17 protein-coding genes are annotated in these 15095 nt (G+C 41.2%); 10 read left to right on the top strand and 7 right to left on the bottom strand.

Annotated elements, in window-relative coordinates:
* Positions 1-138: 138 nt before the first annotated feature.
* Positions 139-1053 (bottom strand): alpha/beta hydrolase, encoded by a 915-nt coding sequence (locus IEO70_RS01170; protein ID WP_190996521.1) that lies wholly within the window; start codon positions 1051-1053, stop codon positions 139-141.
* Positions 1054-1220: 167 nt separating this feature from the next.
* Here IEO70_RS01170 and IEO70_RS01165 point away from each other — a divergent pair, with 167 nt between their 5' ends.
* Both IEO70_RS01165 and IEO70_RS01160 read left to right on the top strand, forming a co-directional pair.
* On the top strand, positions 1221-1937 hold the full coding sequence (locus IEO70_RS01165) for an endonuclease/exonuclease/phosphatase family protein (protein WP_190996520.1): 717 nt from the start codon (positions 1221-1223) through the stop codon (positions 1935-1937).
* 211 nt (positions 1938-2148) lie between these two features.
* On the top strand, positions 2149-2544 hold the full coding sequence (locus IEO70_RS01160; protein WP_190996519.1) for a hotdog fold thioesterase: 396 nt from the start codon (positions 2149-2151) through the stop codon (positions 2542-2544).
* A 198-nt stretch (positions 2545-2742) separates the two neighbouring features.
* Here the strand turns inward: IEO70_RS01160 and IEO70_RS01155 are convergent, their stop codons facing one another.
* From IEO70_RS01155 to IEO70_RS01135, 5 genes are all read right to left on the bottom strand, one after another.
* Positions 2743-3699 (bottom strand): transketolase family protein, encoded by a 957-nt coding sequence (locus IEO70_RS01155; RefSeq protein ID WP_206711456.1) that lies wholly within the window; start codon positions 3697-3699, stop codon positions 2743-2745.
* Positions 3699-4544, bottom strand: a complete 846-nt coding sequence (locus IEO70_RS01150; RefSeq protein WP_190996518.1) for a transketolase — start codon at positions 4542-4544, stop codon at positions 3699-3701. Before IEO70_RS01150 ends, IEO70_RS01155 begins: the two co-directional genes overlap by 1 nt.
* Before the next feature lie 277 nt (positions 4545-4821).
* Positions 4822-6186, bottom strand: a complete 1365-nt coding sequence (locus tag IEO70_RS01145; protein WP_190996517.1) for a PTS ascorbate transporter subunit IIC — start codon at positions 6184-6186, stop codon at positions 4822-4824.
* 53 nt (positions 6187-6239) lie between these two features.
* On the bottom strand, positions 6240-6524 hold the full coding sequence (locus IEO70_RS01140; protein WP_190996516.1) for a PTS sugar transporter subunit IIB: 285 nt from the start codon (positions 6522-6524) through the stop codon (positions 6240-6242).
* 27 nt (positions 6525-6551) lie between these two features.
* The gene (locus tag IEO70_RS01135) at positions 6552-7013 is read right to left on the bottom strand and encodes a PTS sugar transporter subunit IIA (RefSeq protein ID WP_190996515.1); all 462 of its coding nucleotides are present in this window, start codon (positions 7011-7013) and stop codon (positions 6552-6554) included.
* Positions 7014-7444: 431 nt separating this feature from the next.
* On the opposite strand from IEO70_RS01135, the gene IEO70_RS01130 reads away from it, so the two are divergent.
* From IEO70_RS01130 to IEO70_RS01105, 7 genes are all read left to right on the top strand, one after another.
* Positions 7445-8605: an acyl-CoA dehydrogenase family protein gene (locus tag IEO70_RS01130; protein WP_190996514.1), complete on the top strand. Its 1161-nt coding sequence runs from the start codon at positions 7445-7447 to the stop codon at positions 8603-8605.
* A complete protein-coding gene (gene fabG / locus IEO70_RS01125; RefSeq protein ID WP_190996548.1) occupies positions 8589-9353 on the top strand; it encodes a 3-oxoacyl-ACP reductase FabG in 765 nt (254 codons plus the stop codon). Before IEO70_RS01130 ends, fabG begins: the two co-directional genes overlap by 17 nt.
* 53 nt (positions 9354-9406) lie before the next feature.
* The gene (locus IEO70_RS20290; RefSeq protein ID WP_328820840.1) at positions 9407-9646 is read left to right on the top strand and encodes a MaoC/PaaZ C-terminal domain-containing protein; all 240 of its coding nucleotides are present in this window, start codon (positions 9407-9409) and stop codon (positions 9644-9646) included.
* 4 nt (positions 9647-9650) lie between these two features.
* A complete protein-coding gene (locus IEO70_RS20285; RefSeq protein WP_328820839.1) occupies positions 9651-9800 on the top strand; it encodes a hypothetical protein in 150 nt (49 codons plus the stop codon).
* A 30-nt stretch (positions 9801-9830) separates the two neighbouring features.
* Positions 9831-11015: an acyl-CoA dehydrogenase family protein gene (locus IEO70_RS01115; RefSeq protein WP_190996513.1), complete on the top strand. Its 1185-nt coding sequence runs from the start codon at positions 9831-9833 to the stop codon at positions 11013-11015.
* Positions 11016-11509: 494 nt separating this feature from the next.
* Entirely contained in the window at positions 11510-12949 is a 1440-nt protein-coding gene (locus tag IEO70_RS20280; RefSeq protein WP_190996512.1) for an NAD(P)H-hydrate dehydratase, read from the top strand.
* A gap of 229 nt (positions 12950-13178) precedes the next feature.
* On the top strand, positions 13179-13616 hold the full coding sequence (locus IEO70_RS01105; protein WP_190996511.1) for a CoxG family protein: 438 nt from the start codon (positions 13179-13181) through the stop codon (positions 13614-13616).
* 104 nt (positions 13617-13720) lie between these two features.
* Here IEO70_RS01105 and IEO70_RS01100 read toward each other — a convergent pair whose 3' ends face one another.
* Positions 13721-13960: a hypothetical protein gene (locus IEO70_RS01100; RefSeq protein WP_190996510.1), complete on the bottom strand. Its 240-nt coding sequence runs from the start codon at positions 13958-13960 to the stop codon at positions 13721-13723.
* Between the two features lie 280 nt (positions 13961-14240).
* Here IEO70_RS01100 and IEO70_RS01095 point away from each other — a divergent pair, with 280 nt between their 5' ends.
* Entirely contained in the window at positions 14241-15071 is an 831-nt protein-coding gene (locus IEO70_RS01095) for an aldo/keto reductase (RefSeq protein ID WP_190996509.1), read from the top strand.
* The last annotated feature ends 24 nt before the right edge of the window (positions 15072-15095 follow it).

Below are 15095 nucleotides of genomic sequence, written 5' to 3'. Positions count from 1 at the left end.
AGGCGAGTTAAAGAGTGAAAGTAACAGTTCGCCATAAGGTTTTGCATGCGGAAAAGGAAAATTGAAAGTGATAAAAGCGAGAAAAAATAAACACGAAAAAATAAAAAGCCTACGGTTCTTAATCAAGAACTCACATCCTTATGTGTTATTTGATAGCTGCTCATGTAACCAAGCAACGATATCCTCATACACTTCTTGGCGGTTATAATCATTCAAGATTTCGTGGCGTCCGTTCGGATATAGTTTATATCGGAGATTATTTAATCCAATTGATTGATAGAGATGAAATAATTTATCGGTGCCTTTGCCGTACTGCCCGACCGGATCATTGCTTCCGGATAAAATTATTACCGGAAGTTTGGCAGGCACTTTTTTCACTTCATCAATTTCAAAAATACTTTGCATGAATTGCATAAATTGCCGGAAGAAACTTGGCGGGAAAATGTGTCCGCAAAAAGGATCGGTAATAAAATCATGAACGACGTCCGGATCATTGGCCAGCCATTCAAATCCTGTTTTTTTTATGAAACGGGAGTTGTATCCGTTAAATATAACTTTATCTAATGTTTTCATGCGTTTGTCTCCGTTTGCTTTTTCAACAAGTCCGGCAACAAATGCTCCTAGCTTCAGATCATGGCGCGGGCCCCCTGTGCCGACTAAAATCGCACCGGTCAGCTCACTGCCGTACAATTGAATGTATCGTTGCGTAATGAAAGAGCCCATGCTATGCCCGAGCAGGAAATGAGGCACACTCGGAATACTGGCTTGTATGTGTTGGTAAAGCATGTGTTCATCATCTACCATCATCGTGAATCCATCATCGCCAATATAACCGATGCTTTCTTCATTGCGGGCTGAGTGGCCATGGCCGCGGTGGTCGGTCGCAAAAACTGCAAAGCCTTGTGCGTTCAGGAATCGGGCAAAAGCATTATAGCGTTTCGAATGCTCATTCATGCCGTGGACAATTTGAACAATTGCCTTCGGATGTTCAATCATCCAGCTTCTTACAAAAGTTTGGTGTTTATCAGGTGTTGTTAAATAAAAAGTGTTCATGCCGGCACCAATCCTTTATTTAGAAATTTGCTTTTATTATATCATCGGTGCAAATTTTTTACAGTCGGAGTTTCATTCTATTGTTGAACAGTTTATGAGATTTTAAGTTAACCTGTCGGCGATAGGGGTAAAGAGTAGTATGTAAGTGCAAAGATGAGGTGGTGTTGATGAGGTTGTTAACATGGAATGTCGGTGTAGGAGGGGTGCAGTCCCAATTCTACTCAATCATCAATCATCTGCTCGATCATCATGCGGATATTATAGTGCTGACGGAATATGTCGATAATGACAAAGGTCGGGCGATTGCGAAAAGTTTGTTCGCATCGGGCTATACGTTTCAAACGAAACATAACTCTCCTTATCGAGCAGAATGTGTTTTTGTTGCCTCCAAAATCGATTTTGACGATGTGACAAATCGTGAAGAGATAGCATTGCCATATGAAAGATGGGTAGAGCTTTACTTTTCAGAAAAGGATCTTCATTTGTTGGGTGTCCACATTCCGAGTCATATGACGAGCTTGCCTGATCGGGATTTGTTTTTCAGACAGGCGATTGATTATGCGAAGCAGCATATAGGAGATCGTTGTCTCATCATCGGTGATTATAATACGAGCTGGATGATGGACAGTCATGGTCCGGTCGCAAACTCTGCTAGTTACCTGCAAGAATTGAATGAACTAGGCTGGATGGAGTCTTGGAGATTCATCACCGATCAGGAGAAGGTGTTAAGCGGGGAAATAGCGCTTGATTATGGGTTCAGGATTGACTATGCATACGTCTCTCCTAAATTGCGTTCAGAGCTGGTTAAATTTCATCTGTCCGCTGAGCCGACTTTGGATGGACAATCAGAAAATGAAGCGTTAATGGTCGATTTGCGCGGTTAATACTGACGCCGAAGGCGAAGGGTTTCTGGATGATTAGCCAGGAACCCTTTTTAACATTAAAAATGAAAAAGGAACGGTAACAGTTTTTCTATACAAGCTAATTTTTATATGTTATATTTTCAATAGACAAAAAATTACAATAAACGAGCTGGCAGATGCTATGAATCAAATTGAGGAATGCATTGTATTTTTGCTTGGGGGGAAACAGTAAATGAAACTAAAGCCTGAATCAGAAACAATTGCTGGTGCATTAGGAATTGAAACGGTAGAATTAACGAAAGACCGCGTAGTGGCGACAATGCCCGTGCACGCTGCGACGCATCAGCCGTTTGGATTGCTTCATGGTGGAGCTTCTGTCGTTTTGGCGGAGTCGATTGCCAGCATGGGCACGTGGATTCAAATTGACCATGAGACGGAGATTGCGGTTGGTCTTGAGATAAATGCTAACCACATTCGCGGAAAAAGAGAAGGAATCGTTACAGGAATTGGCACACCTTTACATAAAGGCCGTACTACAATGGTCTGGGATATTAAAATAGTTGATGAGGAAGAGAAACTCATTTGCGTATCGCGCTGCACAGTTGCCATTGTAAAAAATAATAAATAACAAGAAAGCGTTTCTTCGATTGGGGGGCACTTTTTGTTATATACGGATTAAAATCCGGAGCTCTTAGTATTTGGTTGTTGAATGGAATACTTGTATTTGTTCAGTTAAGGTATTTGATTAAGGGAAGAAAGAAAGCGAATACAGCAATGGATTAAATGAAAAGACCTCAAAAGCCAATAACTTTTTGAGGTCTTTTAATTAGACGAGCTGTCTTGCAGCTTTCGCAATATCTTCAGCGGTTAATTCGTATACTTGTTTCAAGTACTCCATTTTTCCGACTTGGCCGAATTGTTCCTTCACACCGATGCGGCGAAGAGGAGCCGGGTACTGTTCACTTAATACTTCGGCGACGGCGCTGCCCAGTCCGCCGATAACGTTGTGGTTTTCACAAGTGACAATACCTTTAGTTTCCTTTGCACAGCGGATTATCAGCTCGTCGTCAATCGGCTTGATGCAGAACATATCAATGACAGTTGCTTCAATGCCTTCAGCTTCTAAAAGATCGGCTGCTTTTAGTGCCTCGATAACCTCGATACCACTTGCAATCAGCGTAACATCTTTTCCTTTGCGGAGCACTTTTCCTTTACCTTTTTCAAACGTTTCGTTTTCATCATATATTTTTACGGCTGTTTTGCGAATTGTACGGATGTAGTGAATACCATATTCATCCGCCACTTGTTTCAGTAAGTAAGACAGCATTGTTGCATCACTCGCTTCATACACAGTAGCGTGAGGGATGAGACGCATTAACCCGATATCTTCAAAAGGCATATGCGTTCCGCCGTTATGTTCAGCAGATACACCTGCGTCAGAGCCGAGTATTTTCATGTTCAGTTGCGCATAAGCACCGGAAATGAACAGTTGGTCGTAAGCTCTTCGTGTCGCGAATTGAGCGAATGTATGAACGAAAGGGATTTTACCTGTTAAAGAAAAACCGGCGGCAGCACTGACCATATGCCCTTCCATAATACCGCAATCAATCAGTTGGTTCGGAATTTGATCTTTGATTTTATCTGTGCCGATTGAGGCCATTAAATCAGCATCAAGCCCGATAATGTTCGGATTACTTTTCGCAAGTTCAAGCAATGTGTTCGCATAAGCTTTGCGCATTTCAATGGAATCCATTTTATATTCTCTTAGTGTCATAGTTGTCATTAGGCGATTCCTCCTACTTTAGCTTCAAGCTCTGAAATAGCTGTTAAAATCTCTTCGTGTTGTTGTTCGGTAGGGCGGAGGTGGTGATTTGCCATAATATTCTCGATGCAAGGAACACCTTGGCCTTTTACCGTATCGAGAATGATAGCAACCGGTAAGTCGTTTTGCGATTTACCTCGTTTAATAGCAGCGTAAATTTCTTTGATGGAACTGCCGTCGACTTTTATTGTATAGAAGCCGAATGCCTCAAATTTATCTTGTAAATCAAGGGGATCGATAATATCGGCAGTGTAACCGTCCAATTGTTTTTTGTTGTCATCAATGAAAACAATTAGTCTGTTCAATTGATGATGTGCAGCGAATTGGAAAGCTTCCCAGCATTGACCTTCGTTTAATTCACCATCACCAACTATGCAATATGTATAGTTTTCTTTATTGGATAGTTTATTAGAAAGTGCAACACCTGTCGCAACCGATATGCCTTGACCGAGCGAACCTGTCGTCATATCAATGCCCGGCGTTAAATTGCGGTCCGGGTGAGAAGGGAGTTTTGTGCCGTTTTCATTCAGCGTGTAGAGCAAATCCTCTGAAAAGAAACCACGCAGCGAAAGGGCAGCATAAAGTGCCGGACCAGCATGGCCTTTTGATAAAATGAAATAATCGCCCTCTGGGTTTTTATGGTGCGTCGGGTCGACATTCAGTACTTCTCCGTAAAGGACGGCCAATGTTTCGACAATCGACAGACTTCCTCCATAATGGCCGAAGCCTCTATGTTCCAGCTCTTTTAATGTAAGTAAGCGAATTTCATCGCGGAAATGCTCAAGTTTAGCAATATCTAAAGTCATGCAAAATTCCTCCTGTCGAAAAATTGGTATACAAAAGCCGCATAGCTTCTGAAATATATGAATTTCAAAAAATGCGGCTTTTGTTAAAAAGTGAGCATATTTAATGAGTCAAAATAGTATTAATAGTATGTGTTAGTGTTCTAACGCGATATTAAAACTTAGACAACTGTCTAACCTTACACCTTCCATGCTCGGTACTAAGCTGTCTCCTTTTTCATTGATGTGAAATCTAGGAGTGAAATCAATAATGAAAAAGGATCGGTGCCGGTTTTTCTCATTATGCTTCAACTTTTTCAGTTTTTTTAGATTTAAAGAAGAATCCGCTTCCGATTGCGATTACTAATGCCATGATGACGAAAATAACGACTGCGCTGGCACCAAGTTTAGAAATGTTACCTAACACGATACCGGAAACACCGAAATCGGCATCAGAGAATGTTGTATTCGCAAAACCTAAGTCACCTAAAACCGGAAGTAAGAATACAGGTAAGAACGTGATTAATAAACCGTTACAGAATGAACCGATTGTACAACCACGAACACCGCCTGTCGCGTTACCGAACACACCTGCAGTTGCACCGCAGAAGAAGTGAGGTACGACACCAGGTAAGATAATGACGGCGCCGACCCATCCAAGTACTGCCATACCTACAATACCGCCAATGAAGCTGCAGAAGAAACCAAGCAATACAGCGTTTGGTGCGTATGGGAATACGATTGGACAGTCAAGAGCCGGTTTAGAATTAGGCACAAGACGATCAGAGATACCTTTGAACGCCGGAACAATTTCAGCTAAGATCAAACGTACACCGGCAAGGATAATGAATACACCGGCAGCGAAAGTGAACGCTTGAATAATAGAATAAACAATGAAGTTTGTTCCTCCGCTTAATTCAGTTTGAATATAAGTAGGTCCGCAGAATGCAGCTACAATTAAGTATAATACAGACATTGTAATAGCGATTGTAATTGAGCTGTCACGTAAGAAACCTAGATTTTTCGGTAAGTTTAAATCCTCTGTTGAACGAGAGTTTTTACCGACTGCTTTACCGACTAATGCTGATAATGCATAACCGGCAGAAGAGAAATGACCTAGAGCGACATTGTCGTGTCCGGTAATTTTCTTCATGAATGGTTGTACGATCGCAGGGAAGACAGCCATGATTAAACCGGTAGCAATCGCACCTGTCGCAACTAATGTGAATCCGCGTAAGCCTGATACATAAAGGATAACAGCAACCATACAAGACATGTATAAAGTATGATGACCAGTTAAGAAAATGTATTTAAGTGGTGTGAAACGCGCGATTAATATATTGGCAACCATCGCAAAAGCCATGATTAATGCAGTAGTTGTACCAAATTCAGTTAATGCCATAGAAACGATGGCTTCATTATTTGGCACTACACCAGTTACGTTAAATGCTTCTTGGAACATTTGTCCGAACGGAATTAATGCTCCTTGTAAAATTGTAGAACCGCCTGTTAATACTAAGAAACCTAGGCATGTTTTAAATGTCCCTTTAATAACATCTGATGCTGATTTTTTCAAAAGTAAAAGGCCGATTAAGGCAATCAATGCAACAAGTATTGACGGTTCACTTAAAACGTCAACGATAAAATCAAGAATTGCTTTACCCATTGGTAATTCCTCCTTTAATTCTTATGATGCATAAATGAGTTCCTTGGTTCGGATTAATGTAATAATCCTTTGTCCTTCAAGTAATCCTCCAACTTCACTTCAAGAGTGTCGTTGTCCAATAAATTATCTAATACAATCACCTCCCCTAAGTGATCCATGCCGCCAGCGATATCTTTAGCCGCAATAAATACGTCAGCCATATCTTTTGTAGCGGAGCCAAGATCTGTATGCTCTACTTCAACTCCGGTAACACCAAGTTTTTTTAGAACATTCTCGATATTCATTTCCAACATGAAGCTACTTCCTAAACCTGATCCACAAACAGCCATGATTTTCATAATGTTTTCCTCCTAATTTCCTTTTATTTATTGATATTGAACACTAGAGTACTCGCCAAGGAGCGCTCTGACTTCTTCAGCAGTTGTACATGTTTTCAGTTTTTCTAAATTGCCATTTTCACAAAGAAGTTTCGTTAATTGTGAAAGCGCCTGTAAATGAGAGTTGTTATCAGGAGCCGCTAAGCAAAAGAACAAAGTAACCGGTTTGCTTTTGTCTTCTGAGAAATAAACAGGATTATTCAATTTCATAAAGCTCATGCCAAGCTTGTTGACGCCTGTCTCAGGTCTTGCATGCGGCAATGCGATTTCAGGACCGATGACGATGTAAGGACCTAATGTTTTGACGTTTTCAATAATGGCATCTATGTATGTGGGTTCGATTGTCTTGCTTTCTACGAGCGGTTGAGCAGCAATTGCAATCGCAGCTTCCCAATCAGGGAGATGATCAAAAAATTGAATATTATTTTCTGTAATTAGATCAATTAGCACTGTTTTTTTCGCCTCCTTTAAAAAGAAATATCATTTCTGTGTGAATAAAAATATTAATATAGTAATTTTTTATTCAATACAGCAAGATTAATAGTTTTGAATTGCTTTACAATTGGATTATACCTTTTTTTAGGATAAAAAATAGGTGACAATTCTAAATATATAATATTATTCAAATATACTTCACATTGAAAACGCATTCATAAATTTAATTCAGATATACGCTTTTGGTTTTTCCACTTAAAACCAATTGTGTGAAAATGATTTCTCACAAGTCTGCTTTTTTCTATGTTACCTTTTGTCGAAAATGATTAGAAGGATTTGCAATTATTCTATCGAATCTAATTTTATCGAATTTAAGTTTCATAATATGCGAGTTTTTCACATAAGATGAAGGTGTTTATCTAAATAATTAGGTGAGGTGAAAGCTCTTGTTCTTTGGATATAGCGATGAAGAGAAAATGTTGCAAAGAAGTGTAAGAGACATGCTGAAGGAAAGGAATTCGACAGAATATGTAAGGGGTTTCATGAAGAATCCGACAATCTCAAAAGATCTGCAAAGGCTATTAGCGCAGCAAGGTTTGCTCGGAATAATTGATTTAGAGAATAAAGAAGAAAAAGGGATAGTTAACGCAATCATTGTTTCCCAGGAAGCGGGAAGAAGCTTGCTGACGTATCCATTGATAGAATCTATGGTTGGTCTCGCGATATTAAAAGAAAGCAAGCAGCAAAAACAGCTTGTTGATGAGATTGAGCTTGGTAAGAAGATTTTGACGGTTGCTTGGGTCAATACGGATGCGAAAGCAAGAAAAACAGAGGACGGTTTTGTCATAAACGGAACATTGCGTGAAGTTCCCTTTGCTGAGGATGCAGATGTGATCTTGGCGAACGTACGGATTAGCGGTTATGGTGCAACGGCGGAAGAAGAAGAAACACTTGTTGTTATTGACAGTAAGCACGAAGCAGTGACAAAACTGAACAGCCAATCCGTCGATGAAACGTACCCGTTATATGAAGTCAGTCTAGCCAATTATCCTTTGCAACAAAGTCAACTGGTTGGAAGAGCGGGGATGGGCTCAGGACAAGCGAAAATGAAAAAGATGCGCCAGCTTGGATCGCTTTTATTGGCTGCTGAAATCGTCGGAAGCTCAGAACGTGCGCTTTACGATACAGTTGAGTACACGAAACAGCGTGAGCAATTCGGGACGGTAATCGGAAGCTTCCAGGCACTGAAACATATGGCAGCCGAAATGTACATGAAGGTAGAGAGCGGCAAAGTAGCTGTCGATTACGCGGCGTGGACTTTGGATACGAACAATGAGGAAGCGGAAGAAGCGGTGGCGATCGCGAAATCGTATACTTCATCTGCCGGAATTGAAATTTGCGGCAATGCGATTCAAATGCATGGCGGCATCGGTTTTACATGGGAAAATGATATGCATTTATTCTTTAAGCGCGTGCGACGCAGCGCTGCGCTGTTGGGGGATTCCTATGAACATCGCGAGACTCTTGCGACAATTGCAATTGATCAGTTGCTGAAAAAAGATAATAAAATAACTTCGGAAAGTAAGGTGGATTACGTTGAGATTTGAAGATAAGGTTGCAGTCGTAACAGGCGCTGCAGGAGGTATTGGTGCTGCTATCGTACGCAAGTTTGCTAGTGAAGGAGCAAAAGTTGGCATTTTTGATCTGAATATCGATCGGGCCGGGGCGCTTGCAGCAGAAGTGATTGAAGGCGGAGGAGAGGCAATTGCCGTTAAAGTGGATGTCTCAGATGCGGCACAAGTGGAAAATGCTTTCTACCAAGTAGTGAAGACTTATGGGAAAGTCGATATTTTAATTAATAATGCCGGCATTACGAGAGATAATCTTCTTTTCAAAATGACGGAGAGCGATTGGGATACAGTTATGGATGTGCATTTAAAAGGAAGTTTTTTATGTACTCGTGAAGCTCAAAAGCATATGGTCGCTAATAAATATGGGAAAATTGTCAACTTATCTTCTACATCGGCATTGGGCAACAGAGGGCAAGTAAACTATTCTGCTGCGAAAGCTGGTTTGCAAGGCTTTACGAAAACACTTGCTTATGAATTAGGACCACTTGGCGTCAATGTCAACGCTATCGCCCCGGGGTTTATTGAAACAGAGATGACGAAAGCGACTGCTGATCGTCTCGGTGTACCGTTTGAAGTGTTTTCTCAAAAGGTCGTTGAGGGGTTAAGTATTAAGCGTGCTGGTCAGCCGGAAGATATTGCGAATGTGGCTGCATTTTTATGCAGTGATGAGTCAGCCTATGTTACAGGACAAGTAATCTACGTTTCTGGCAAGCCTGCAGTGTAAGAGCTACACCAAAAGGACCGATGACGGTTTTTCTGAAAAGGAGAGTGGATGGTTTGTCGCTGTCAAAATTTGAAGAACTGTATTTAGATCGGGAAATAGAAGCAATTGAAAATGATCCGATCAGCAAGGTTCAGTTGGTGAAGTATGCAGGAGCTTCCGGAGATTTTAATCCTTTACATACGGATGACCAATTTGCAAATAAGGCCGGAATTGATGGAGTGATTGCCCATGGTATGCTGAGCATGGGACTGCTTGGCAAGTATGTTCGTCAAACAAATTCAGGTACGATTTAGCTCAATGGCAAAGCCTCAAGATGTACTAACCTGCACAGGCAAGGTTGCTTCAATTGAAGAAGAGGAAAAAACAGTCACCTTTGATGTTGCAGCTATCAATCAGCACGGGAAAGTTGTCACAGCCGGAAAAACTGTCGTTCGTTATTTGGTGTAGTAACTGATTTCTCTAAAAGGAGTGAGATGAATGGATTTATCTTTAAGTCCGGAATTAGAAGCATATCGGGAGCAGGTGAAGAAGTGGTTCGCGGCTAATTTGCCAGAAGGGTGGAATACACCTGAATTTAAAGAGCTTTCAGATAGTGAATTGACAGCTTTTGGACGCAAATGGGAGAGAAAGCTGTATGAGGGCGGATATAACGGTATTAATTGGCCGAAGGAATATGGCGGTCAAGGTTTGACTAATGTGCATCAAACGATTTTTTATGAGGAAGCGGGAAAAGTGCAAAGCCCGGGTGAAATCAATACAATCGGAAAATCATTGCTGGGACCGACATTGCTTGCGCTAGGAACGGAGGAGCAAAAGCAGCGTTATTTGCCTGCAATCCTTAAAGGCGATGAAATTTGGTGTCAAGGATTTTCTGAACCGAACGCCGGTTCTGATATGGCTTCACTGAAAACAAGCGCCGTTCTTGACGGAGACGAATGGGTAATCAACGGGCAAAAGGTATGGACGAGCGGTGCAAAGAATGCCGATTGGTGCTTTGTTCTGGCGCGTACTGACCAGCAAGCTCCGAAGCATAAGGGTATTACTTTCTTTTTAGTGCCGATGACGTCAGAGGGGATTACAGTTCGTCCAATTATTCAGATAGATGGTAAGGGTCGTTTCTGTGAAGTATTTTTTGATAATGTGCGTATACCGAAAGACCAATATGTTGGTCAATTAAATACCGGCTGGCAAGTGGCAATGACATTGCTTAGCTTTGAGCGAGGCACAATGTCACTTGGAAGACAAGCGGAATTTCAGCGCGAGTTTAACCATTTAGTAAAACTGACGGGCGAGATTAAATTGTCGAACAATCAATTAGTGAAGGATAATCCGTATTTCCGTCAAAAACTCGCTGGAATTTACAGTGAAATTAGAATATTCCGTTATCACGCCCTACGAACAGTCAGTCAGTTGCTCAATGAAGGCAAACTTGGACCTGAGGCCTCTTTGCAAAAATTGTTCTGGAGCAGCATGCACGTTAAGCTTGGTGAGCTTGCAATGGAAGTGTTAGGAGATCTGGCGCCTTATTGGGGCAATGACAGCGTCGGTCGAGGCGTAATGCAAAAGATTGACTTAGGTGCCCGTGGTGAAACGATTTATGCCGGTACAAGCCAAATTCAGAAAAATATTTTGGCTGAAAGAGTTTTAGGAATGCCGAGATAAAATAAATAAGGCAGGTCGCCTGAAAGTGTGGTAAGGTCACTTTCAGGCGGCTTTTTAAATTTTTAAGAAAGTACAAAATTTTAACTTGGATAGATGTCTAATCTTACACCGGCCATGCTCGGAGGCCTACAGGATGTAGGGCATATTTGGGAAGACATGCGGACGTGGCGCCCTTAGTCGCTGTTCCTTATTTGCAGGCCGCTTCCTCTTTTCGGTTCCCGCATGTCTCCTTTTTCATACTATAGTATTTAGATTGCCAACGAGATGGAGGATTCGGCGTAGTCGCCAATTTTAAGTCCATAGTTTAAGGGCAACTAGACCTTTGCCTGCCCCCTATCAGGCTTGCCAAAGGCAAGTTTTCTTTATTGAAGTGAATTCAAGAGGCGGATTCAAAAGTGAAAAAGGACCGGTGCCGGTTTTTCTAATGCTAAAAAGGGAATAGAAACTCAAGCGATATTAATACAATGAATTTGAGAAAGGAGAGGTGAGTTAGCGTGTACATATATCATGGTGAGGACATAAAAAGAGTCGATGCTTCAGCTGAATGGAAAGGGATGACCACATTTACTTTAATGGAGAATTCAGGGAAAGCATTATTCCGTGCTCTAGAGAAGAGGGTGATGAAAAAACAGCGTATATTGGTCTTGGCGGGTAAAGGTAATAATGGCGGTGACGGCATTGTTTTAGCACGTTATTTAAAGCATAACGGCTATCAATGTGATTTGCATTTTCCTGTTGGAATGTGTGAGACACCGGCAGCAATAGAGCACTTCCGCTACTTTGTCTCGAGCGGATTCGGCGAGGTAGAGTTGCTTAGAAAATCCTATGATGTTATTGTTGACGCTTTGCTTGGTGTAGGAACGCGTCTGCCGCTCTCAAATGATATTTTGAAGGCAGTCAGTTGGGCAAATAGTAGAGAGGCCTATAAAGTTGCTATCGACCTGCCGACGGGTATCTTAGCTAATAGCGGGGAAACAGATTTAGTAGCTTTCCAAGCAGATTTAACATTAAGCTTGCACGGGTTTAAGCCTTCAGCATTTCTCGAAGGAAGCATTGAATATTACGGTGAGAAAGAAGCACTTGATATCGGTGTGGAACAAGACTCCCGTTTGCGCATATGGACAGGGGAAGATGTAACGTCTACTTTATTAAAGCGTTATGGAGGTGCTAATAAGGGTACTTTTGGAACCGGTCTGCTTGTTGCCGGTAATGATGAAATGCCGGGCAGCGCTGTGCTTGCAAGTTTAGGAGCGATGCGATCAGGAATTGGCAAGTTAATGGTTGCAACGAGTAAAAAAGCACGAAGCATTATATCCGGAAGAGTGCCCGAATGCACGTACATGCATAAAGGTTTAAAACAATTAGAGAAAGGCATTATTCCGGAAGGTATTGCCGCAGCCGCCATCGGTCCCGGACTGGATGATGAGCAAATGATTGAGCGAGCTTTACAGACTTTATTTAATAGTTCTCTTCCGCTTGTTTTAGATGCCGGGGCATTAAAAGAGCGAACATATCCAAAACGAGAAGCGGCAACAATAGTAACGCCGCATCCGAAAGAGTTCAGTAAGATGACGGGTCTTTCCGTTCAGGATATTCAGCATAATCGTCTGGATGCGGCATCATCTTTCGCAAAAGAAAACGGCGTTATTGTCGTATTGAAGGGAAGAAACACTGTTATTGCTTTTCCGGATGGCGATTTGTTAGTTAATCCGACTGGAAATACGGGACTGGCAAAAGGCGGTACAGGAGATACATTGACAGGCATGATTTTGGGCTTTTTATCTTCTTATGAGGATGTAAAACAGGCAGTGGCCAATGCGGTTTATTTGCATGGTGCTTGTGCGGATTATTTATGTGAAACAATGTCTGCTGCTAGCATTTTGGCAACAGACGTGAGTGATGCGCTCCCATATGTAATGAAACAGTATGAGTAAATGAAAACGGCTGCTAATGCAGCCGTTTTTTAACTGTTTAACCGGTCTTAAGCAACCTCCGGCATAATTATCTGAAGCTGCCTGCAAATTATTAAGTATGTGCACTATCAAATGTACAGGTACCGGTTTTTCTTAATGTTAAAATTAAACATATTGCAGGAGATTGTATACATAAGATAGAAATTAAGGGATTGAAACACTATTTTTGTGGATAAGGGAGGAAGAGAATATGCCGAGTGATGCTTATACAAAGCAAATAGAAGCTCCGATTGAGGAATTGTGGGAAACGGTTAGTGATCTTAACAAATGGGCAGCGTTAATGCCTGGTTATGTGGAGCACGAGGTAGTTAGTGAAAGTGAAGGAAAACTTGTGTTTTTAGGAGATTTCGGAATTGTAAAGAAGAACGTTACATTACAGATCCAGGATATCCAAAGAAATGCGCCGGAGAAGATTTCTTTTAAACTTATTGGCGTAGGTGAAGGTGTCAATGGCTCTGGTTCATACACGCTGGAGAAGGTGGCTGATAGCAGCACGAATGTGACGTGCCAGTTTGAAATGGCGGGAAGCGGTTTTATGGGTGCGATGATCAATAACATCCTCAAAAATTTTGTGCCTCAAGTGACGAAACAGCTTGTAGAAGGTATTAATGATAAAGTAATAAGCTAAATAAAATAAAAAACGGAGACTGAAGATATTCGTATCTTAGTCGCCGTTTCTTTATTCTAGTATGTATCTTTGACGTGATTCAAAAGGACCGGTGCCGGTTTTTCCTATTTCCCGCAAGCGCATTCATATTCGGGAAATTTAAACTTTGTATAGAGTTTGGCATTCTCATAAGTGCTATAGTCGGATTCAAATACTTTAACGATTGGTGCGACATCTGCGAGTGCAATTTTCTTAACCTGTTCATATAATTGTTCCAAACAAGAAATCTCGTATTCGTTCATATCAACGGATGTTCCTTGCTGTTCGCAAACATCATACGTAACGGCCATATAATATTTTTTCATAATTAGTCTCCTTTTTACTTTTCTTCATGTGTCCTTTCAATTAAGTAGTTGGAAATTCTGCATGAATGAGTAGAGAGTGAAGTAAATCATAGCTGTCTTATTATGTGGCGTATTATTTATGTATAATATAAATTATATTACAGATTTTGGAAGGTTAATATAGTTATTAAGTACTAAATTAAGTATTACCTTTTTGAGGAAATCAAGAATATTGAAATATACGGGGCATTAAGTATACGATAGTAGAGGAGTCTTTTATACATATTTGGGAGGAATGGTTATGGCTAAAGATTTACATAGTACAGTAACACTGTTGAATGGTGTGCAAATGCCGATTTTCGGTTTAGGTGTATGGCAAGTTGAAGAGGGAGAGTCAGTTATCCACTCCGTGAAAAGTGCCATTAAAGCAGGATACAGAGCGATTGATACAGCAGCTATCTATCAAAATGAGCGTGGTGTTGGCCAAGCGATTAAAGAGTCAGGAGTACCGCGTGAAGACTTGTTCATTACGACAAAGGTTTGGAACAGCGACCAAGGCTACGAGTCGACGCTAGCTGCATTTGAAGAGAGTTTAGAGAAGCTTGGACTGGAATATGTGGATCTATATTTAATCCATTGGCCTGTAGCTGGAAAATATAAAGAAACATGGAAAGCGCTTGAGAAGCTGTATAAAGACGGACGAGTGCGGGCAATCGGTGTAAGCAATTTTCATCAGCATCATTTGGAAGACTTGCTTGAGGACGCTGAAGTTGTACCGATGGTTGATCAAATTGAATTGCACCCATTATTATCACAAGAGTCATTGCGTAATTATTGCGCTTCTGAAGGCATTCAAGTGACAGCTTGGTCGCCGCTTGGTCGCGGAAGTCTGCTGAATAATGCAGATTTGGCAAAAATAGCGGAAAAATATAATAAAACAGTTGCTCAAGTCATCTTGCGCTGGGATGTCCAAAATGGCATCATCGTCATTCCACGTTCAACGAAGGAAGAACGCATTATTGAAAATGCTGATATTTTTGATTTTGAATTAAGCAAGGAAGATATGGCGTTCATTAACTCATTAAATAAAAATGAACGTACAGGCGCTGACCCGGATAATTTTGATTTTTAATAACATAGTCTATAAAGAAAAAGG

This window comes from Peribacillus faecalis, from assembly GCF_014712675.1.
Taxonomy (GTDB): Bacteria; Bacillota; Bacilli; order Bacillales; family DSM-1321; genus Bacillus_AD; species Bacillus_AD faecalis.
Note: the sequence above shows the minus strand (reverse complement) of the source record. Positions and strands in the feature narration are given on the sequence as shown.